Genomic DNA, 23,636 nt, shown 5'->3' with positions numbered 1-23,636 from the left:
AAGAAGTAAAATTGTCAGGTCATCAAACTCGATGAACTAAAATCCCGCTGGGGGGTCAGTATCCAGAATGGGGGTCAGTATCGCCAGAATATCCATACTGAATACCTGAATGTTCGTCATCTCCCCTTACCTTATTACTTACTGCAAAATCTGGGCAATCTCTTGTTTTCTCAATAACAGCAATGTTTCGATGCCAGATAATCTGGCCGACTATCCACTAGCCGAAGATGATAGTGAATTTCACTAATCAATCTATTTCAATAATTACCTCCAAATCATAGTATGTTACTTACTTAAGGCGAATGCGTCCACCACCACAACCTTTAGGAATTTATTGTAATGAAGTTGGTTACTTAATTCAATCTATAAGCCGTTTTAAGTCGATTAAATTTAGTCTTTAATGGGTCTCCTATTCTACCACATAAAATACCAATCGGTATACCAAATCCGAGCTAGGCAGTTGTCAGTTGGCGTCAAAGTTTAAGGATGAAATCCGTATACTACCAAGTGTAAAGCTACAGACGCATACGAACAAGCATCAATTACAGCAACTAAATAGCGAAATTTTGCAATTTAAGTCGAATATGATTTTTTACTAAAACCTCACAAATTAATTTTCCCGTTTCTAATTTATTTTTATTTTCAAACATCTTAGACAGAAGTTTGTGATTTTCCATGAAGGAACGTCCAGATTTAGATTAATGAGAATACGTTTGAAATTTATACTACCTGCACACGAGAATGATGAAATAATTCAATTCTTGGATTCAGTAATAATTGATTCTGTCATTTGATGTCAAGAAGGATGGCTATTATGATATTGTTATTTTTCCTTCTGCAACCAAAGCATCGAAGTTCTCAGGAGTAAATCTTTTACGCGATACAGTAAAGTCGGTTATAAAAAATCGCAACTCCTTCCTAAGATATTCTATGAAGGGTTTCTGAACACCCATTCCTGCCTCCCTTGCACTCTGTAAATATTTCTTAATTTCAAAAGCTTCTTCCTGGGTAAAGTGGTTCTTGCCGTTCATTGTATCAAGCTTTATTTATAAACGATTATACTTCAATATAATACTTGGGTTTTATCTAATTCAGACCGACATAACAGACTACGGCTCATTTGTGCTACTAAAATCAATAACAAAAGGATTCTATATTGTCCTTATATCCTAAGATCATATTCATCGCGAATATAAGTCAATAGTGTCTCTAAATAGCTAGAGCATAATTTGCTACTTACACCATCATATTCGCAGAACTAAGTCAAAAATAACCTGAAATATCTTCAAAGTTGGATGTTATACATCACCGTAAAACATTAGTTATTTCAATCATATGCGATCTTTATTAATGTAAATATACAGTATAATAGACTAAAATAAAGGTCTATAACGATTAAAAATATCAAATGTGTCGAGTGGAATTTTTTTAATCAAAGATCTTAAACAAACTACTTAATTAACAGTAATAGTGTCCTAACTATAATTGTATGGCTTTGTGTATTATATGTGTTTCTAATCCTTAATATACCCATAACTACCTTTGGGGTTCAAGACATGCCAAAGAGGAAAACAACGGTCTGATCAACAACGATGTAATCAAAGCTTAACGATAGAGATATTTAGCTAAATGAAATGCCTTCCGTTTATCCCCTTCTGATCTACATTTATCTCTATAGTGGGTGTATTGATTATGTGAAAACAAACGCCACCACATTATTATTAATATTTTCATAAGCTTATAACTAGAGATCGTCTGAACGTCAGATTAAATCCTATATACGTTTAGAAATGCATGTCAGATCCAGGCAAACAATATTTTTTATTTGTTTTATTTGCTTATTAATCATAGTATTTAAGTGCAGGATTGTATGGTTACGTGGTTAAAAACGGTACACGGTAAACAGACGAAGTGAAATCCGTTAAAGCAGATATCATAAATGAGTACGTATGAATCGCTAATAAACTACTCCCCCTACTAACTCCAAGGATTAAGGGCAGGTAAACTGCTCTTAAATAATTCTTACTATTGGTCCAAATGAGCTACCATTAGAATTCCATAACTATTGCAGATTTCAAGAAAAATACGCATTCTTTTTCCGGGCAATATAAACTATTTTTACCTGGTAGTTTGGAAGATCACAAGCTATATAGTATCCAATAAATGCTAATCTGATGCACCCCATGCTAGTGATTATTTGTCAAAGGGGGGATGCCTAATAACAGAAATTAAAATATTGTTCAGGTAAAGTTTATAATCGGAAGGGGTTGAATTTCTCGCACCTAATTGCCATTATTAAATGATAAGGTTATTTAACAAATGACACGCTAATATGCCAAAAGCATCATTAACCCCTGAACTATCGGACTGCTATAATTCTACTGCGGTCTTTCCATCATTAGTTGATATAATACAATAAGTATTTATTTTCCATTAAAGCGCCAAACATTTGAAAACTTAATTAATATTGTTCTTACAACAATGCCGTTATTCTCTTATTCTATAAACAGTAAGTAATAAGATTAAACTTATTAACTCCTAAAAGGAATTAAATTTAGTCAACTCCAGCCGGTTTTCGTTTGGTAAGTCCTGCAAGATGAAGGGCTTTATTTAACGATAGTAGGCTCTCAAGAATGCTTAAACAAAGTCATATCGTCGGATTAATTGTATATGCAGTTAAATATAAGATCATCGATATCATCACTACGAGAATCGAAATCAGGACTTTTATAAATTACTGCTTTCAAGGTATAATTTACTATACATACTACCTGATTACCGTCCCGCCTTAAATCTAGATGGATTGATATGATTTGTTCATAGTCTGCTGAATCAAATATGCAATACTCTCCAGTACTGGTGTAATAAATAATTCTATACATAGTGTGATAATTTAGCTATTCAAATGTAGGTTTTTGAAATAGTTTGGGAGAAGTGGTAAATACCGTAAATTGCACCGGATAAATACTCTTATTTAGAGTAAAAGCATTGTCATAATCGACATGGATGGGGCTCTAAAACTTGCCCAAATATCATTATTTATACCTTTTTTTTTTAAAGAAAACACATTGTATCTGAAATCAGCTATAGGTGGATCATCAACTTCCTAAATTGTAATTACTTATCTCTCCGTTTTTTAAGTAAGTTAGATCCTGCTAAAAAACATTATGAAAGTATTAGTAACCCTTCAAGTGTCTCAATTCTGATCAAGCGTTTTTATTAATGGCTATAATCATATTGTAAGGCCGGACTATTCAAAGAAAAAATTCAATTTTTGTAAGATAACTTTCGATCGCTCATTATTTAATTGTCTCCATACATGACGAGCTGTAAGTTTTGTTTCGTACCATAAAATGTCATACAAAGCAGTTAAAATATTTGAATTATATTGTACTTTAAAAGGCAGTTAATAAGTACTCATATTTTTCTACCTAATTGGTATGGTTGAGAAATAAGAGGCTACCAATCTGATCAAAAATCTACCGGATCCCTAAACGAACATTTGCCAGGCAAGCAGCCGGAAAATTGGCACTGCTGGTTGGTATTTCATTAATTAGCATCGGCATACTTAACATTTAGGTCTACCTGGCTAACATATTAATTTATTTCAGGGTCCTAAAATTAGAGTTGCTATATTTGAGTCGACACGGATTTAGGGGCTCTCTGGAAGTTTCGGCAAATCTGCCCCCCTCATTCCGTAATTAAACTATCGTTCTATTTCGGTCCAATTTACCTCCTCATTTAAGGGTAAAGAACACCCATAAACTATCAGGCCACTTTATTCAATCCTAAATCATCTATTGTTATTTAAATTTACGGCTATTTCTAAGTGTTATATGTTATGCCGACAACCTCTTATTCTACCTTGAGGGTTGGATCGTTATTACGGCTTATTTGAAGTGGGCATAAAAGCGTAGTAGGCGGTCTATTTACGGAGTCTGGTTGTTGCAAGACTTTGGGCGATTGAAATAATGGCCAGGTTTGGGCTGCTCTGTTGGATGATGGTTAGCAGGTTGATATCAATTAAATTTCTTTGGTAGGACTCAGTGGGGTATTGGATACAAGGCTCGGCATCCAAGTCTGGAGGTGAGATTGAACCGAAATAGAAGGACACTTTTACTGAAATACTCCATCGAGTTATTAGAGCAAGAGAAATTCATAGCCAGAAAGGTCGTTCATTTGAGAGCCTCTCAAAGTCTTTTTGAGTCATTTTGAATGGAATATTGAGAGTTTGGTTAGTTATATATTTTCTGGCATATTCGGTTATAGTGTAACTAAAGCAAACTTGCCCATACCTCATATCCTCATATGAACCGATTTCCATAATTATTCCTTTACTGAGTAGGCCTAAAACTATAGGATGATTGTAAGGTAGTAATTGGATTTCATCCCCAGCAAGATAAAATTCTCGCAAGATTGACTTTTCATCAATACTCAATTGGGATAGGTACTCAATTATATATCCTCCCATTTTAGATTTCCTGCGCTTTCTAATTATCGATTGAGAAATCTTAAATGAAACATCAATGAATATCAAGACGCCTAAAATCAAAAACGAAATTCCCAAATATTGGGCGTAGGGATAGGTTAAATTATCTATGTGTAGCGCCTGTTTATAGGTGTCTGGTAAAAAGAGAATAAAGCCGCAAACCATAAAAATTGGCAGCAAGATATGTATTGATTTTTTTCCTTTTTCAATAAATGATGGCCGACTCATAAACAAAATAACATTAAAAGATTCTATATGTTTGGTTATATGGAAAACACAGGTATCTTAATGCATGATAAAACCATCATGACAAATAAGAAATCAAGGGGGATGTTCTACTCTCACTTAAAAAGGCTTGAAATCATTAAATGATGGACATGAAAAGCCAATTTGGTACCGTAGGATCTTGCTTATCTATTTTGTTTTGCAATATACAAAACAATGATAAATTTAATTGTAGCATATATGAAGTATTTCATAAGAGGTGACGAGGATGACTTCGAATTAATTATAACTTTGTGGGAAGAGGGCGCCATATTGGTCGTTTTTGGGCTGATAATATATTTGATATGCAGATAGCGGCAATTTGTTTGGCATTTAATAATATGATAAATATATGAGGTGTTCATGAACGTTGGATGTGGAGCGCAGTACTGTTGCTTCCTGTAGATTTATCTTCGGGAAGGATAGAGTATCTCTTTTAACAAAATGGAAGAGATGCAGATCAAGACCGGGACAATTGTCGATCAGGAAAAGGTTTGGGAATCTGAACGATTTCATGCTTCATTAGTCCATTTCGCAGCAGTAAAGATTCAGTTTGCATCGTGCAGTCGACAAAATAGATGGAGAAAAAGATAGTTACCAAGAAGCTTAATCAGAAATAGTTATTTTTAAGTATGGAAGAATTCAATAGTAACTCATTTGATCTACAAAACATTCCTGAAGGAGTGATATGAAATATAGGTAGCCTTTTAATACGCAAGGTAGAGATATGTATATGAGTTTAATCTCCAGTGATGCCCTATTACTAATCGAAAAAGGTGAAGTTCGTTATGTGGTATAACAGGACGAAATTAAAACTTTGTTCGTAAAAGAGAATGGACAAGAGTTCTTTGTTACTACTCAAGAATTTTTGATGAAAATTACTATCACCTTGGTGCGTGTCCTATAAATGTAAATGAACCCCCATTCTAAATATCAAAGAAGTACGATAAAATAAAAGAAAAAGCTACCATTTGATTTTGACGAATCCAAGCGTTTCATTATTGTATGGGTAGTTCCAAATACCAAATAGTTCCCAGCGGCATTGTCGCAATATAATGTGTATTGCTTTAGTCTGACTGATCATCTCAATGCAATATAAGTAAAGTTTGAGCGACGTTATGAAAGTGAAAATACTTTGTTAAGAACGGATTCACTGGTTCCAGAAAAGTCGTTAAGGGTTGGATAGCAACAAAATATATTACAGGCTAACATAGTTTTTTAAAAAAACTGAAACATAGTAAATCCCAGTGCCTTCTAAAAGCATAGACTTGAGATTAATAGATCCGTTATCGGCCACCCAGCAATGAGAGTATCAGTAGCATTACAATATTATTCCTAAAAACTCAAATTTTATGGTCCAGTCGTGTCACTATACATTAATAGTGAGGTAAGTCAAGGAATTAATGTCTTTCAGTGTTGCCTTCTGACAACTGTAAACTAGCAGTTTAAGAAATACAGAATAATTATGTTTTTTTTTATAGGAGTGGTAATTATAAACAAGTCACCATTTCAGCTCCATAATAATTTGCATTATTACACAAACACCGAAATTACCAAGATGAGAAGTCCAATCCTGCATATATACTACCCATTTAATTCTAGTAACTTGGATAAAACAACACCGCTCTTATTAATGGTTATTGCAGCTGTAACAACCTATGGGAATTTAATGCCAAATATTTATATTTGGTTATGGAAGCAAGCGAACTAAGGATAGGTAATTACGTTCAATCATTCTTACATAATTTTGATTTGAAAGTCGAAGGGATTGTCGGTAACAAAATATATTATGGATATAAATATAGTCTTGATTTTAGACCTAATTATGAGATTGAACCTATTCCATTGACAGAGGAATGGTTAGCCGGGTTTGGTTTTGTACATGAGGCCTACAGCACCCTAGATCCTTCAGAAAAATCATATAGCATCAATTTATCTTTCGATTTAGAAGATGTGATTATAATTAAATCCGGAAAAAGTTTCTTTTTTGGCCACGATGGGATAGATGGGGCTTATGCTATTTATCAAGAGCTTAAATATGTCCACCAACTTCAAAACCTATACTTTGCCCTGACTGGCGAAGAATTAACAATTCTATAAAGTGTTGAACTAATTATTCAAAACATTTTGCGTAATAACTTCGTTACTTATATCACTCACTTAAACAAAAGCGTATGTCACACGAGGAGAAAATCAATAATGGGAATACAAGGGATGAACTTCGAAATCTTCACAAGTGTTTAAATGATGATATCGACCTATCTGATGGTGAAGTAAATGATGTTATCGAATATGTGGAAAAATCGATAATAGAGATCAATGAGGGTTTAAATAAAACAGAATAAATAATAAGCCCGCCAAGTGAAGACGGTATTATTATTTTTATGCGTATGTAAAATAAACCTTGTCAAACCATTGATTCAATTGGTTTAATGCTTTGTTTATTTTAATCTGATATCATTCGATTATGAATCCAAATAACAAGTTTCTGAGTAGTTATTCCCCGATTTTTTTATGGCATAGTACATTTTTGGCTGATGTCATTGTGAGCAATGTATGAGCTTTACCAGCGGCATATCAAAGGTCAGTGCACATTTGGTTTTGGTCATCCTGCGCACCTGCCGATGAAATCTCTCAATAATATTTGTGGCATAAATTAGTCGACGTACATAGCTTCATATCGGAAATAGTTATCAGTTTTGACCAGGTTTCTCCAAGGCTCAATCACCTTTTCACATTGTCTCTCCTATTTAGTTTCCAGATCATCAAGCCTGAGTTCGGCCTGTTCGAGCGTATCTACTTTATAAAGAGGCTTGAGGTCCGCCAAGAATTGTTTTTGGTCTTGGGAGCCACATATTTAAGCTATTGTGGAATTTGGCGAACTAAGCAGGCCTGTATTTCTGCTTAAGTGAACACGGTATCAACTGCAGCATGGCAGCCATTGAGGTTATTTTCCGGGCTGTTGTGAAAATTTTTTAGGGAAACAGGTACAGACCGACGTGGGCCTATGCCTGAGAAAGTGGGGCATTACTCAAGAACCCTTAAACTAATTAACATTTGCATGAATGCAAAATGCGGTTCAACTGCTACATTTAGTTTAAGGAGTTAAAGATGAAACAAAAGGTCAGTTGTCTAGTTGTATATTATATCCTTAACGTCATGAAAATCGTTTATAAATCCTTTGAACAAAAACATCTTCTACCTTACGATGGATCAACTATTGAGTTCCTGGCAAAGAACTTGAGAATAACTCCTAATCAAGTTTTTGACGTTTTAGGCGTCATATCAATTACTTCAGACGAGTTTATTGTATATTTAATAAATGAGCGAGTCAAAAATAGGCTTCGAAAACTGGGCAATTAAACATTAGACTACATATATAACTCCTGGTTGTTATATGTTTTGAAACATGATAACAGAGAATATTTACCTGCAAGGAATTGTAATTCGACAGGGCTTTGGTATTTACATAACATACTAAAACGGCATGAAGCATTCACGCTTACCCTTCGACACTATAAAAAGCATTCATAATCATCCACACATCAATAGATAAAACTTCCAACAGTAATATTATATGGAATGCTTTGAAACAGTCAGCTTCATCTTATTCCCAAATCCAAACATATCCTCAATTTAATTGTTGTGATCATACGGCTCCCACAATAATTTTGTCATCTATCTATGAGGCCTTGCAGTAGTGCAAGGCTTTTTTTGTTCTATTACACCAAAATGAGATGTGTACGGTCTATCCTCAATCTGAATTATGTTAATTTTCACTCCCTCATGCGCAAGGTAAGCCTTTATCAGTAAAATGAAAACTTGTTTAATAATTTTAATCGAAAAGTCAAACAATATTGCGTTCATTGAAGTTGTTTCATTTATAAAACATGGAGCTTTAAAATTACTATTAAAACTGATGGAGAGCATCGCATATTACCCTACAATGGAGTTTCTATCTAATTTCTAGAGAGCAATATGATAGTTCCATTCAAAGCGAGTGCTTAATTTATTATTTGTAACTGATATGGCACCATATGACCCCGTAATACTGATAAGCAGCTTAAATATCGAGAGCGTCACTCGAATATTCGTACATCTAATATATAATATAGATAGCTAAAGTACCCGTGGATGCGGATGAAATCAGTCATGTTTAGTTAGAGCTTACAGCTGGTTTGCGTTTGGTAAGCCCTCGTAGACATATGAGGGCTTATTTCACATCATCAAAATAAGTATAAAATTTACTACAAACTGATCTACATTGTAGGTGTTAGAGATGTTTGATGTTATTGAAGTACATACCTTAAAAGAGGCTTTATTATTGAAGGATGAAATGAACCCTAAAAGTTGGACAAAAATTTTTGGGGTTTATTATTTATGATACAGCCTCTTTTTATTATAACTGATTTAAATTGCTGGTTACATCTATCGATCAAACCGTCTCTGGTAAAAATTGCAAGAGTTTTCCTGAATAAAGTTGATCCTCTTGTACATGGCTGTTTAAATATAGTGAAGAGTTTGATCACAGGCCGCAATGAAGTCCTCTTTTGACTACCAACAGCTTCCACATAAATAAGCTGGCTCACCCCAAGCATCGATATAAATACCTCAAAATCAATTATCCGAGCTGTCTGCTTACCAGTAATATTGAGCTTTGGCCTGCAAGATCTACGTTACTTATGTCCAGCTTTATGATCCATATGCATGGTCGGATTGCCCCCTTCTTTTATTGATTGTAATAGAAGCAAATTGTCTGTACTGATAGCCGTGCGGAAACTCATTATGGTACTCTGCTCATAATATATCGTGGTTTATACCGGTGCGTTTAAGCTCCTTGTCAAGATGGGAAAAGCAGCGTCGCAAAGAATGCATATATCCTGAAGGAGCATGTTTCCTGATTGTCCCAAAAGGTCTTCCAGTTCTCTGTCTTTCAGTGTATCAACCTCCTCATAGGTTAACCCGCTTTCATTAACCGAAGCCCGATACTTCTTTACGTTATTCAGGGAAGCATTAGCCTAAGCAGAGGTCGACATGAAACTGCGACCCTTGCTAAACGTCCTAAAAATCTCTCTAATTTTACTCATACTAACTGTAGTGTTGGCGAAGCTTCTAAAGGTTAGAGAAACCTTACGAAGATAGTTGCCTCTACAGCATTTGTCGGCCGTTGGTTGGTCGTTTTCGTCGAAATATAGCGGTCAATTTGAACCGGAATCTAATGGTCACCTTCTAGGTTCTTCATCATTTTTGGTGAAGGAATATTAGATAAGATTTGAAAGTTCAGTTTGAAGGCTCCCAGAAGGAGGTTTGCTGGAGAAAAATTAATGCTTATGTTTGATCTTTCAAGATTTCACCCAAAATGACGGAGAACCACCTTCCACCGGAATCACGTGGTCTATGGTTGTATAATAAGATTGGTAATTCATTAGCTTTTAAACGAAAAAGTCCTGCCTCACGAAACGAAGGTATTTCTCCCCTATTTCTTTTAGCTGTTGACTTAAATGTAAAGTATGACAAAAAGAGAATGTATATTATAGGACGGTAAATTGTGCTCCAGTTACCAGCTTCTGCAATGTACCATCCGCCCGAATCCCTTAATCGTTGTAGGCAGCTTCTTGCTTCAAATGGTAATATCTTAAAAAATGAGGGAATAATTATAAATATTTGCAGTTAGGCTACTCCACAAATGATGAAAATAGTATCATTTAATCTTAGCCCCCCGGGCGAAATCGGGGCTAATATTAAATTAACCCTCACATACATCAAAGCGTTTGAAGCTTCAAATTATTGTGTAGGCCCTTGTTATTGTTCTTTTAGCTGTAACCATCTAAATGGCGCTCGAAAAACACTCCTATAAAAAGCAATTTTGTTCATACTACGTTATGGATAAAATTATTTTGAACTCTTTTTGAATCGCATGATTAGAACTTCGCCATTATTCAAAATCAGCTTCCCGTCACTATCAATCGAGTAATTATCAACTTTTTCTATCATTTTTAAAAATGTCTGCTCACCTCCTCCTTCACAAAACATCATTGTCGTTGGTCCCGGGTGTCCAAAGGAAATTGTTTTACCATTGGAGGTATATTTGGCACTATACCCATTACAACCTGAAGTTCCACTAACGCCATTCGTTTTCGTATTAAATGTAATTTTGGGCTTCTTGTTTGGATATAATCCATCGAAAGCAATTCGCGATCCTGAAATATACTCAAGTTCCCAAATGGCATTAGAAAGACTGTTTCCAGTTTTAGTATTCTGCAAAGTGGAACAAGCGCAAATAAATAGTGTTAAAGCTAAAAAAAATAATATTGTCTTAAATTTCATAATCAGATTTTTTAAAGATGACTTATTGTTATTTGAGGCGTTTGAAGGAAGATAACTTAATAAAAGTGAAAAAGTGACAACTTTCGTTGCTAAGGTAAAGAATTCTAACTATTAAATACCCGACAGCATTGAAATGCAAAAAATAATCCAGAACACGGAAATGAACCAAGTCCAGAGAGCTAATTCTTCTGCATCAGTGGAATTCATATACACGGAGTTGGGTTTTTAAAATTTCCTTTGCTGCATGGATTCTGAATTTGACAGTTCCAATAGGGATATCTAATTGAGTGGCAATCTCATGGTATTTATAACCCTTCAGGAAATAACACATTGGCAGAGAATAATCCGGCTTAAGTACAGAGATGCTGCGCTCGATGTCCGCCAAAACGCAATTTATTTCTCCGTCATTTCTGGCAGCGCTCAAAGTTAACTGGCCATATACAAGTGACTGATCAGAAATAATAAAACCACTGCTGAATTTTTTCCTGCGAAAGGCGTTGATCCTGGTATTCTTGAGAATCGTAAAGAGCCATCCTCTTAAGCTCATGGAATCGTTGTACTGATTTTGGAAGCGCAGCGCCTTATACAAAGTTTCCTGCACCAGGTCTTCCGCCTCTTCCATATTGGGTTCAAGTGTTCGGGCATAGATCTGCAGATCCTTATAATAAAGGGAAAGGCTATTTCCGAAAATCCGGTCAGGCATATATTTCTAGCTTTCTGATTGTTCTGAATTAAACTTATATTCTTAATGGTTCGCTTTTTTTGATGAGCATATTGAAAACAATCATGCAGCAGGATAGTTTATAAATCATAACAGCATGCTATGGAGACAAAGGTACCAAAAGATTTTACAGGACTATGGGCTAACATTCAGACATATTTCAGAATCCAGATGAAGATGCGTAAACTGGCTGCAATTGAAAAGGGGTCAAAACTCGCTGCAAATTTGGTTACTAATACGATTGTTGTACTTTGCCTTTTGATGGCTTTTACGGCCGCGTTAGTTACCCTGACATTTTACCTGTCACACCTGCTGAAGAGCTACACGGTTGGATTCGGATGCGCAACTGTTCTTTTTACGTTGCTGTCGCTGCTGATCTGCTGGAAAAATGCAGCGGTTGAGCAATTCATTACTGGGGTAGCGATCCGGGGATTTTTCGCAACACACCATGAACCAAAATTAGAAGAAGCCCAGGGTCATGGACTAAATACATTTAATGGGGAGACTGGTCAGCGTACCAAGCTTTTGGTGCAAGACCAGAATGAACCCGGGCATAGTAAGAAATTCAATATGAAAAACAAAAATGTCACCCTGAGGGGAATCTGGGCAGTACTGAAGAATTCCTTCACTGGTTTTAGCGACCACAAGGTCACTAAGCTTAGCGGATCATTGGCCTATTATACCGTTTTTTCGATGGCTCCGCTTTTGGTGGTGATTATTTCCTTGTGTGGAATATTTTTAGGACAGGAAGCTGCACAAGGACAGATTTACGGGCAGCTTGCTGGATTTATGGGCAAGGAAACTGCGCTTCAATTACAGGAAATTGTGCAAAAGGCGTCCATTGGTAAAAAGGGCACCATCGCGTTCATTATCGGAGCTGTTACCTTACTGGTTGGTGCCACTACCGTGTTCGCTGATATACAAGATTCCATCAACATCATTTGGGGATTAAAACCAAAGCCTAAAAGAGGCTGGCTGAAAATGCTCCAAAATCGCTTTCTTTCTTTTTCAGTAATCATTAGCCTGGGATTTTTGCTACTGGTTTCTTTAGGCGTAACCGCAGTGCTCGATGGCTTCAGCGCACGCTTGCAGGTTCGTTTCTCCGATGTATCGGTTGTATTGTTTTATATACTCAACCAGGTTGTTACCCTTGCGGTAGTTTCCCTGATTTTTAGCGTGATCTTTAAACTTTTGCCAGATGCAATCATCAAATGGCGGGATGTAATCTCTGGGTCAGTGATTACCGCCCTGTTGTTTATGCTCGGCAAATTCGGCATATCCATTTATATTGGACAAAGCGATGTAGGCAGTACTTACGGCGCCGCGGGATCGTTGGTCATCTTACTGTTATGGACCTATTATTCTTCAATTATTCTATATTTCGGCGCAGAATTCACCAAAGCTTTTGCATTGTCTTACGGATCGGAGATTCACCCTTCACATTATGCGGTCACTACTAAAGAGGTGGAACTGGAGAGCGGAGGTCAGTCGGTTCAGGAAAATGAAGAAACAGCGAGATCAAAATCTTAAAAAATGGAGAGGCGTCGGAAAGAAAGTGACCACTGCGTACTCGAAGCAGACCGCAATAATTACGGCGCAGTGCTGAATGTTTGTGATGGATATTTAATAATAAAACAGGCCATAATTCAGGACGGAAAACCTGTTCAGCTTAGTATACGCAAAGAGCGGGCAAAGAAGCGTATTGTTATGCCAGTATCTCATGTAGGCTTAGCGCCCTTACTGAATCTTAACAGGCTGAAAGTCTCTTTACCAAACGCATCGCCGGCCGTCTGACCAAATTAATACTTAAATAATTAACGAAACTAAATTTTATATCATGAAAAATACGTCAAATGTAATAATTGGCTTACTGGCCGGCCTTGCGGCAGGTGGTGCATTGGGAATATTGCTAGCTCCTGAGAAGGGATCTGAGACAAGGGATAAATTAAGCCAGTCTTTACAGGATTTAGGCGATTCGATTAGGGACCTGGCCGCAGACCAGATAGAAAAGCTTACCGAAGCTAAAATTAGAATTGTGAGCAAAGTCCAAGGCCAGGCGGAGAATGGCTTGGAAAACTTGCAGGATGATATTGAACATGCTTAAACCAGCTTATAAACGGATGCTTCTATGGGGTATCTGTTACAAATTAAGCGCTGAAAATAGAAAGAATTTATTATGAAAGCGACTACGAAAATTAAAAATCTGGAAGAATTAAAAGCAAGACAGGTGATGTTAAATGCAGAGCAATCACTGCTTGGGCAGGAAATTGTCAGCCAAGGCAAGACTTTGCTGCTGAGTTTGCTCGTGATCACGCTTGTAAAACCAGCCGACCCGCTGACGATCATTAAAGTTGATGGCAAAATTAATATATCCGCCAAATTTTTTTCCTACCTGCTTCCTCTGGTGGTCAACCGTACTTTGTTCCGAAAGTCGGGATTTATCACCAGGATCGTTATGGCTATGATCGCCCGTCGGGTCGGAAAGCAAATGGGTTCGAAGGTTGCCAGGTGGCTGCTGAATACCCTAGAAAAATATTTGAGCAGCCTAAAGCCTGTTGCACCCCGACTTCCCCGACATGTGACGCAACACAGATACTTTGCAGACCAAACTTATAAAATGAACAGTTGAGGTATTTGTGAATGCTATAGTTTCAAATGTAATTAGCCTGTCACAGCTTCACTATCGGTCTGTAGATATATTGCCGCTAGAAATTATGAACTAATCAAAATCCCTTGATACCAGCAGGCAAAATTATTCTCGTTGAGGGATTGACGTTAATGTCCGGTGTAGTAGTGGCGGAGCAGAGCAGGGACAGCTATTTCATATCATTCGCAGGATTTTTATGAGGAGATGCTAGGTATTTGCATTATAGGACTGATTTGGTTCGTTTAAACCCATAGATTGACGAGAGTTTTGTCCCACCACTGTTTTTACAATACGATGAAGTTGTACGTAATTATCGTTGGCCGTCTGTTATTGGGATTAAAAGGTTGCTTAGCCGGTGGCGAGAAAAATATTATTTTGAAAAATCATGATTAACTCTGGTTTTATTAATGTATCTATCGATACCTAATCAGATATCAACTACCTTATCAAGGTAATTGATAGTAGCAGATGCACTCCATTTACACTACTTTAACAGGCTAGGAATTTTCCCGCACTAGCTTTATTGCCACGGTGAATATGGGACACTAGTATGTTTGCTGCCTATTCTCCAATAATAGGCTAGCCAAGCGGGTAATGACTTGTTGTTCAATGAGCAAGGGAAGCTCACGATCTACCAATTTGATAACCAAACAGCTGCCATGCCAGCTGATTGTCATTGACCTCTAAAAGCGGCAACGGTTTAGTCGATCACCCGACAGTTTTAGTCAAATACCGAAAAAGCCAGTAACTTGGAAATAGCTGTTTTGTCTGCTTTCAGGCATCAATAACCTCCCTATTTTTAGAAATAGGTAAGGTAAAGGTAAAACTTGATCCTGTTTTGAATTTACTCTCCACTTCAATTCTACCCCCATGTGCATGTACAATTTCTGCACTTATATGCAGTCCTAAGCCAATGCCCTTAATTTTTTTGGTCTTCGCATTACTGGCCCGGCTAAAAGGCTGAAAAAGATTTTGCTGGTCTTCCCTAGAAATCCCGATGCCAAAATCTTGAACACTCACCTTGGCATAGCGCCCACTCTCTTCCTCAGTAAGCGTTACTATTACCTTATTTGCTTTAGGAGAGTACTTCACAGCATTACTGATCAAGTTGTTGATGACCTGTCCCAGGCGAAATTTGTCAGCATCCACTTTACGGCTAACTCCACCTTTTAAAACAATGGTATGGCTGGTGATCTCACTTTCCAAATCCAGAATTACCTCTTTAATGAAAGTATTCAGATCAAATGCGTTTTTATCCAATTGCAGTTTACCAACCTGAATCCGGGAGATATCCAGTAAGTGACCAATCATTTCTGTAAGTTTGGTGGATTGCACATTGATTTTGGAGGATATTGCTGCAGTGAACTTATCGTTGTTTTTTCCTGAATGCTTTGCTAATATTTGACTGTAACCTTTGATACTAGTCACCGGCCCCCGGAGTTCATGGCTGGCTACCCCAATAAATGCGTTTTTGAACTGATCGGCCTGCTTTCTCTGTGTAATGTCCTCAAAAGATAGAAGAATCATCGCTGAATCGGCTCCTACTAGGGACAATTTCCTTCCATTAACCAAGATATTTCTTGAACCTATTTTTTCAAACGTGTGTGTTACCTCAAAATCCTGTACTACAGCATTCAAAGGCAAGATATCGGCAAGCAACACCCTTAATTCCGGTATGTCCCATTGTCCATTACCCAGCTGGTACAAGTTAAACCTTTCTGTCAACGGTTTAGTGACTTTAAAAGTCTTGTAAAATGACCGGTTAGCTGTATTGACCGTGAAGTCTTCGTTAAGTACTAACATCGGCTCCCTTGCGGTGGTGATTATACCTTGAGCATACATCCGCGCCTGTTGAATAGTTTCCTGCAGCACATGTCGATGAGTGATATCGCGCATGAGTTTGGTGTATCCACGCAATTTCCCAGATGGATCCCGCAAGGCAAACATCTTACCACTAACAAAAAAACGACTTCCATCCTTTCTTAAATGATACCGTTCGTCTAGATGTCTTCCATTCTTTTCTGAGCCTGACATTTCTTTTAGGTGTACTTTCTTTTTTACATCTTCCGGGGTAAACAGGATCTTTACATCCTGACCGATTATTTCTTGTTCGGAATAGCCCAGCATATTTTCAGCTCCCCCATTCCAACTACTGATTATTCCTTGCAGGTCCATAGTAAAGATTGCATAATCTTCTAAACTCTCCAGGGTCTGACGAAAGAAGGCATCGTCCTGTCTGAACGTTTGGGGTTTGCCCTTATCAGCGCGTTCTGAGTGACCTGAACTATATTCACCTTTTTTTGATTGTGTAGCTTTTGAAGAAGAAGATTTCTTTGGCATAAGAAGATTGTAGCTACAAAAGTAAGACAACAATTTATGTATTCCAAAACCTTGCGTCATTACGACATATATTTATTATACATGTAATTCATAACAAACTTTGTCGTGGGGAGTTTTCCAGGAATATTGAAATGGCAAAAGGTATCATAATATCGACACGCCTTGTAAAGTCAAGATCAAATTAACTTGTTACACTGCACAACTCTGAGGTCATTAATTAGCCCTGGAATTTAATAATAATGGAATCTCTCTTTATAATTAACCTTCGCGCGCTATAATCATATCTGTTCATGGACATAGATATGATAATTGTCTTGAATAATTAACGAACTTTTTTGAGTAAGAAAGGTCTGATTCTTTTGATATAATCTAATTGCTCGAAGAAATTTAATGATTATTGAGTACATTTCTTTATTACCTTGCGTTTGGCAACGCATATTTAATTTTATTAACTCAGTATAAAACAAATCGAGTGTCACACCTACATCTGAAAGTTTTTCTTCGAGCGTTTGAATAATTTGATCTTCTATCACTGTACTATTTACCATTTAAATATACTTATAAAACACACAGGGTGTATATAAGTTTTAATATGAATAAATATTACAATTTACTTTTACTCATATGATAGAACGATGATAGATATAATAATGGATTTAAATAGATGTCCCGTTCTGGGGCCTTTAATTTTATTTCTAAGTCAATAAACTCATCCGGATCGAATGAATCAGATTTATCGAGGCACCTAAAGCCCATTTCCCACTGGTCAAAATTTCTTTCGTTAACAAAACCTTCGGTCAAGATGTCTAAATTATAATGTCTGAAATCTACTTCAATAGCCCTATACCGTGCTCTAACATCAACTTCCCGACCTTCTAATAATTGAATAAATCGGCCTTGCAATTTCTGTTTAAATCTGCCATTTTCGTTGGCGAGAAAATAACCTTCCACGTAAACAAGCATTCCGGTGATGTCGTTCGCTCGATTTATTCTTCTTGAAGTGTGAAGAAGATGCTTTAGACTTTTTATGTCCATTAATTCCGTAGCAGTGCTAATATAAATTAGGTAGAAGTACATTGCATTAGTCTTTCCTTGATGTAACATTATTGTATATTATAACATATGTAAATGTAATTTGCTTGCGCGCTCAATGTAATTTTACAGTTACAAAACGATACCTACGACTATATTGTTGTGTACGCCGATCTGGTTAGATGAAAGGTTCGCGCAAGCGAAATATCCATTTAGTTTTGTTTTACGGTAATTACTCAAATTTACCAGATGTATAATTGAAGTTATATGGTGAGGAAAATATAGTGGGAGACAAATGCTTTTCTAACAACTTCAATGAGAAATAATTGGGTCGTAATTAAACTTACTGCTTGTATAGTGGACTTGCTACATTCGAATGGACTAGGAGTTAAAGAATTTACATCCCCTCAAGAGAAATTATGTCATGAAAAAAAAGCATTCGCGAAAGAGTTCATGCGAATGAGTGTTGAACTAAATTATAACAGACCAGATATAATGACTCTTGCGGAGGATATCAACGTCCGTATTTTATACAAATGATGGAAGGAATTTTCAAACAAGCGAAGGCAGCAGTTTTCCGGGTGATGGGGAGTATTCTTGTCAGTTGAGCAAGAAGGGGCTTAGTTTTAATCTATATCGAGACACTAATTTGAAATGACACAACGCGGTAAATATCAACAATTAACGCTTTTAAATAGGTATATATTTATATCAATCATAACATTTGTTTTTACAGAGATGAAGATCGAGCCCTCAGTAGTGAAATAGTGATTATCTACCCTGAGTATTAATTACAACAAATGTGTTATAATTAATAAATATTTTTTGGAGAAGGTTGTGAAAATGGTACCTGGATGGTCACATTTTAAAGCTCTATTTAATTAAAAATTGCCCTTACTCTTAAAAAGAATTGTATCACATTTCAACTAACTATTCCAATATCCAACTGCTGCAAATCAGAGTTGACAAGGTCTTTGTAGGCGACTAGAGAGTAATGTTACAAATTAATAACACCTTTCTGAAATCGTAAGAAAGCGCTTTTTGATAAATGAAAAAACGTTTTAATCAATATTTCGCTAAACATTTCATGATCTAAAATATCTGGCTACCTACTAATGAAACCGTTCACCAAAGCATTATAGCGCTCATAAAAGTTTTAAGTTTACGTTTTCCAGATCCGAATCTATGGCGCCATTTAGTAACTGGTCATTAGGATTACAGAACTCACTACTATAATAAATAACGGAAAATTTGTATACCTCAACACAGTATAATTGATTTATTTCTATTAAAATCATAACTTTATTTCAAGAATTACTTCGATAATCAAATTTTATGACAGTGAAGAGTAAAATGGCAGAGCTCCAGCAATTGTATTTTGACATTGAGGACGTCACATGTTGCACATCTGAAAATTTAAATAAGATAGGTAACATTTTAATCAAGTACAACAACATACTGAATTTATTTTACAAAAAAAATCCAGATATCTTCGCTAATCTCTTTCAAATAGGCATAGGTGAAATCCTAGACCATGCTAGAATGGTTCACACAAGCAGTTCTCAAGATGCAAGAAATATCTTTTTTATTGATCTGAAAATTTATTTGCAGCAGGCTATTCTAGACTGCAGAAGGAACTTGCAGATGTTACGCCGAAAATAATCGAGCACTCTTCAGGAAGATCATCGCTGACCCGTGCTTTAGCATGTAGCCCATTTAACTACTGATATCAAGGAACTTTGGCTCTCCAACCAGTGGAGCAAACTGGATGTCCTCTAACAATACCCTATTAACGTATCTGATTGTTTATTGAAAAAGATTATCATGAGTTTGGATAGCCAACCTATCAGATACTTATTTGGTAACTTTTTTTATTTTTTAAGTAAAGTAATTAGTGGGAGTGTCGGTAAAGGTGCGCACTCGATAAGCAATTAAATCTACACCTAATTCGCTACAAACGACCATCTCTTTCCGCCCAAAGTGGCCTTTTTGTAAATTAGCCAACCTTTTTTAGGTTATAACCCGTCTAATTATCGTCATCCTACGAGGCCAAATCATATAGGTCAAGCTATGACGTAACCTGCCAGGCATTTGGATAATGCGACGTATGATTCCAGATCCAAATATGCAGTATTAAATGTTCCATACCTCATAAATGGTTCATCCAGCAACATATCCTAGGATATTCCAAACACATGCCTTGTTTTCACAGGGTTAATTAAATAACATAATGAGATAGCAAGCCTTCAAGAGATTATTTTATTAACCATTCAAAAAATATATCCGGCCCTCCTACCATAAAGAGCGCTAAGACCACACAAATGATTACAATAAATAGCTGCCAACATTTTAAGCCGCCGCTATTCCGCCGTAGTTCTCCCAATGAATTTTATTTTAATATAAGATGTATCTATCCGATGATAATCAGAGATAGGTGTACTATTATTTCCAGATTGTTTCAACATATCATTTAGTATTAAGAAATCAATGGGGAAAGATAATCAACTAAATCACCATATTTCCGGTAAATAAAATAAATGTACATCATTCAGAAAGTTTAAACTAATTTTTTACACAAGCGTGTTGATAGCCGTGACCAAATGTATTTTTCTTTATAGATTTTAGATGTTCTTGGAGTAATTTTCTTTTGTATTAAACTAAAATTGCACAGCTTTGGTTAGCGATTAGTACTATCTAATATCTAAGCAACATCACTTCACACAAGCCTAAACATCGCCCTGGGTATTTGTAAACAATCTTACAATTTGCTAAATCAAGTATTTAGTGCAGTTGAAAAGCCAGTTGATAGCTGCATTAATAAGTTTTTAGGAACGTAGATATAACGTTACTATACACTATTTCAAATTACACTCTATTCAATAAATATTTACCTAAAAAATATGCTAAGCAACTCTACAAGAAAATATAGAAAATGATGATCAAGAAAATCATCTTGAACGATCAAAATTTCAATACAACTGAATGTCAATTCTTCACGTGGATGAACAGGATAACACCGGCAGATTGCAAAGAAAAGCTTAACCTACTACTAGACATATTAACGATTCGTCAGCAATCACGCTGTTCGACAAAGTCGAAATAAAGATTGGTGTTCTGAAGCTAAAATGGAGACTCAAATTGATAATCTACCGACTATTGACATTTCGTAATATGAATCACTATCTGAATTATTTCAGTTAAAGCCATTGAATTACAACTAATAAGGGGCCAAAAGAATAATTCTGATTATCGAATAGTAAATATAACTTTAAAAAAAATGTCGTCCATGAACTTTTTTTTGAGCAGCTCGTCTTCAAAATTATTGCCTAACACTCATAGTTGTTACAAGACTGAATTAACTGCCTATCAAAATGACCTACGATCAGGCAGAATGTCCATCTCTGATGATTCGAGGTTTGTTGAGCAAAAAATTATAGTTATGCATCACTTGATTATATAACGCAGAGTCTATAGTGCTGATAATAAACATTTTACAAATCAAAACCTATCTTGGATCTTGGATACAAGTAAAATTGCTATTTCATTTCAGAAGCTAGATTTTGATACTAAACTTTATACTGTAAAATTAATGACAAGGTTTATAGAAATTAGGGATTATATTTTGTGTTAGGCTGTATCGAATACTTAGGAAGAAATATTTGTGGTGAAACTTGAAAGTACGCCGACAAAGCATTGATATGCTTCAAATTGTATTTAGCGGAATTTAAACTGCTTTCGACATTAAATATAAATGAAACAGAAGTGTGGAGAATTCCCGCAATATCACGTGCGTATAGTCCATGATCTTTCCTTAACTTCGTGGCTACGTCAATTGCATATTGCTCAATAGGTTGGGTGAATTGTACTCTTTCCATGTTTTGAATAATTAACGAAATCTAAAAATTATAACTACTGTTTGGTATAGAACGAATTCTGAAACTTATTTACTTGTAATTTAATATAATACACTATTATTTATAGTGTATGCTAAATTTATTGTTTAATTTGTGAGGATTTCACAAGTTTTCTAATTTTACTGTCCAATTCCTGTGCAGTTTTTTCTAATAACATTAGTTCCTCTGCTGAAGCGGAATAATTATTAGCCTTGAATACTTCCATAAATCCTAGAATAGATGCCACTGGTCGTCTTAGTTCGTGAGATTGAAATATTGCTATTTCATCGAGTTGTTGATCTTTTAATTGTAAACTCCGCTCCTGTTCAACTTTTTTATTAACATCCACGACATTAACAGACACGCCAATTATTTCGCCGTGTGAATTGTATGCAGGTTCGAACTTCACCATACACCATCGATCTTTATTGTCCTGTCTGAGATTTCTCTGATCAAACACTGCAGTTCCTTTCATTGCCGTGCAATAATCTCTGAAGAAATCAGGAAGATGCTCACTGTTAATATATTCAATCATTTTTTTTCCCCTTTCCATTTGCAATCCATAAGTGTTCATGACATGGCTTTCCCAACTTTTATTAAATGTGAGAATCTCAAAGTTTCTACCAAGTAAAAGATGATGATCAACTGAGCTCTCAAAAAAGGAACGTAGTTCAATTTCAGATCTTTTTGCTTCAATATAAAGGTCCTTTACTGCTTTTAAGCTTGCATCAAAATCTATCAAATGAACGACTTGCTTAGCAAATACCTTAAGAATCTCAAGCTGATTCTCAGTAAGTATTCCAGGAGATTTGTCAATAACACATATGCTGCCAATAGTAATACCATCAAAAGTGATTAATGGAACGCCAGCGTAAAATCTAGCTAGGGGATCGCAGACTATTAAAGGACTATTCTTAAATCTGTAATCTAAAACAGCATCTGGAATGATAATTACCTCGGAATCTTTAACAATAAGGTCACAGAAGCTGTCTTCGTAAGCAATTGTCTCACAACCAAACCAGTATTTATAATTTACTTGCGGTGTATCCTCATCAACAAATGTAATTATTGCCCTCTGTTTCCCACATATTTTAGCTACCATTTCTAGAACCTCGTGTAGTTCATTTTCTTTACTGAATCTTAGATTAAGAAATCTATTTACAGCTAATTGTCTTTCCAACTCCTTATATGGCATATACTATTACCTTTAATCCTATTCTTTTATTGAGTACGTGACAATATAAATACGAATTTCCTAAAAGAATATATTTAATACTAAAGATTAACATTTCATTAACATTATCAGAAGAAAAATAACACCCCATTTAACGCGAAATAATTGCATAATCTGTCTAGTGTCCAATAAACAGGGATAGGCCTCTGGCTTTCCTACCCCTGTAGAAATGAGGTGTTTATTCAAATACCCTGCACTAATTTAAAACTTCGATCCCTAAATTGCAAATATTGATACTGTTTTGTTTAAGAAACCACAGAATAAATGAAACAGTAATCTAATTATCAATTAGAAATTCAGTTATTTAACTAACAGGAAACCGATCATATTGTTATTGAATAATGATTTCTTATAATATTGAAGTATTTGGGATAAAGTTTTGTAAAAGAATATATCAAAGTTATGAACATTATCATATAATTTATAATGAAGCGTCCCTATACTGTTTGAAAATAATTCGTGGTGATCAAGCGTTAGAAATTACCAGTGTTCAAGTACATCAGCAAACTGAAATTTATAAATAAGAATTGTGGCGCCAAAAGCCGAATTAATCCGGTTGCCAGCAACGTCAAAAAGTCTTTTGTGGGGGTCAACTGCGTATTTCAGTAAAAGTGACCCCTCTGTTTCGGTGCAAACTGACCCCCTGACTTGGCTGCCGAGCGTGGTAGCGAATGCCCCACTAAGTCTTA

The 23,636-nt window shown here is 35.9% G+C and carries 13 protein-coding genes; 5 read left to right on the top strand and 8 right to left on the bottom strand.

The annotated features are described in order from the left end of the window. Positions 1 to 812 precede the first annotated feature (812 nt). Together FN831_RS27130 and FN831_RS27125 are read right to left on the bottom strand one after the other, a co-directional pair. A complete protein-coding gene (locus FN831_RS27130) occupies positions 813 to 1,031 on the bottom strand; it encodes a hypothetical protein (RefSeq protein WP_142531351.1) in 219 nt (72 codons plus the stop codon). A gap of 3,125 nt (positions 1,032 to 4,156) precedes the next feature. Beyond that, positions 4,157 to 4,717, bottom strand: a complete 561-nt coding sequence (locus tag FN831_RS27125; RefSeq protein WP_142531350.1) for a super-infection exclusion protein B — start codon at positions 4,715 to 4,717, stop codon at positions 4,157 to 4,159. Between the two features lie 1,728 nt (positions 4,718 to 6,445). Between FN831_RS27125 and FN831_RS27120 the strand changes: the two genes are divergently transcribed. Together FN831_RS27120 and FN831_RS27855 are read left to right on the top strand one after the other, a co-directional pair. Beyond that, positions 6,446 to 6,853 (top strand): hypothetical protein, encoded by a 408-nt coding sequence (locus FN831_RS27120; protein WP_142531349.1) that lies wholly within the window; start codon positions 6,446 to 6,448, stop codon positions 6,851 to 6,853. 74 nt (positions 6,854 to 6,927) lie between these two features. After that, the gene (locus FN831_RS27855; protein WP_185960627.1) at positions 6,928 to 7,098 is read left to right on the top strand and encodes a hypothetical protein; all 171 of its coding nucleotides are present in this window, start codon (positions 6,928 to 6,930) and stop codon (positions 7,096 to 7,098) included. A gap of 3,547 nt (positions 7,099 to 10,645) precedes the next feature. On the opposite strand, the gene FN831_RS27115 is transcribed toward FN831_RS27855, so the two are convergent. Both FN831_RS27115 and FN831_RS27110 read right to left on the bottom strand, forming a co-directional pair. Next, complete coding sequence (locus FN831_RS27115; RefSeq protein ID WP_142531348.1) at positions 10,646 to 11,080, bottom strand: META domain-containing protein; 435 nt, start codon at positions 11,078 to 11,080, stop codon at positions 10,646 to 10,648. Positions 11,081 to 11,273: 193 nt separating this feature from the next. After that, positions 11,274 to 11,783, bottom strand: coding sequence for an RNA polymerase sigma factor (locus FN831_RS27110; RefSeq protein ID WP_142531347.1), 510 nt, complete (start codon positions 11,781 to 11,783; stop codon positions 11,274 to 11,276). 120 nt (positions 11,784 to 11,903) lie between these two features. Between FN831_RS27110 and FN831_RS27105 the strand changes: the two genes are divergently transcribed. The 3 genes from FN831_RS27105 (at position 11,904) to FN831_RS27095 (ending at position 14,430) form a co-directional block, all read left to right on the top strand. Further along, positions 11,904 to 13,331, top strand: a complete 1,428-nt coding sequence (locus FN831_RS27105; RefSeq protein ID WP_246101791.1) for a YihY/virulence factor BrkB family protein — start codon at positions 11,904 to 11,906, stop codon at positions 13,329 to 13,331. 307 nt (positions 13,332 to 13,638) lie between these two features. Further along, positions 13,639 to 13,905, top strand: coding sequence for a YtxH domain-containing protein (locus tag FN831_RS27100; protein ID WP_142531346.1), 267 nt, complete (start codon positions 13,639 to 13,641; stop codon positions 13,903 to 13,905). Positions 13,906 to 13,977: 72 nt separating this feature from the next. Beyond that, the gene (locus FN831_RS27095) at positions 13,978 to 14,430 is read left to right on the top strand and encodes a hypothetical protein (protein ID WP_142531345.1); all 453 of its coding nucleotides are present in this window, start codon (positions 13,978 to 13,980) and stop codon (positions 14,428 to 14,430) included. 792 nt (positions 14,431 to 15,222) lie between these two features. On the opposite strand, the gene FN831_RS27090 is transcribed toward FN831_RS27095, so the two are convergent. The 4 genes from FN831_RS27090 to FN831_RS28025 form a co-directional block, all read right to left on the bottom strand. Next, complete coding sequence (locus tag FN831_RS27090) at positions 15,223 to 16,848, bottom strand: sensor histidine kinase (RefSeq protein WP_142531344.1); 1,626 nt, start codon at positions 16,846 to 16,848, stop codon at positions 15,223 to 15,225. Between the two features lie 543 nt (positions 16,849 to 17,391). Continuing rightward, complete coding sequence (locus FN831_RS27085) at positions 17,392 to 17,892, bottom strand: BLUF domain-containing protein (RefSeq protein ID WP_142531343.1); 501 nt, start codon at positions 17,890 to 17,892, stop codon at positions 17,392 to 17,394. A 3,921-nt stretch (positions 17,893 to 21,813) separates the two neighbouring features. Beyond that, positions 21,814 to 22,908: a GAF domain-containing protein gene (locus FN831_RS27080; protein ID WP_142531342.1), complete on the bottom strand. Its 1,095-nt coding sequence runs from the start codon at positions 22,906 to 22,908 to the stop codon at positions 21,814 to 21,816. Positions 22,909 to 23,427: 519 nt separating this feature from the next. Continuing rightward, positions 23,428 to 23,636 (bottom strand): hypothetical protein (locus tag FN831_RS28025; RefSeq protein ID WP_221931423.1); only part of this gene is annotated, 209 nt, incomplete at its 5' end.

The sequence above is a fragment of the Pedobacter westerhofensis genome (genome assembly GCF_900182595.1).
In the GTDB taxonomy this organism is placed as follows: domain Bacteria; phylum Bacteroidota; class Bacteroidia; order Sphingobacteriales; family Sphingobacteriaceae; genus Pedobacter; species Pedobacter westerhofensis.
Note: the sequence above shows the minus strand (reverse complement) of the source record. Positions and strands in the feature narration are given on the sequence as shown.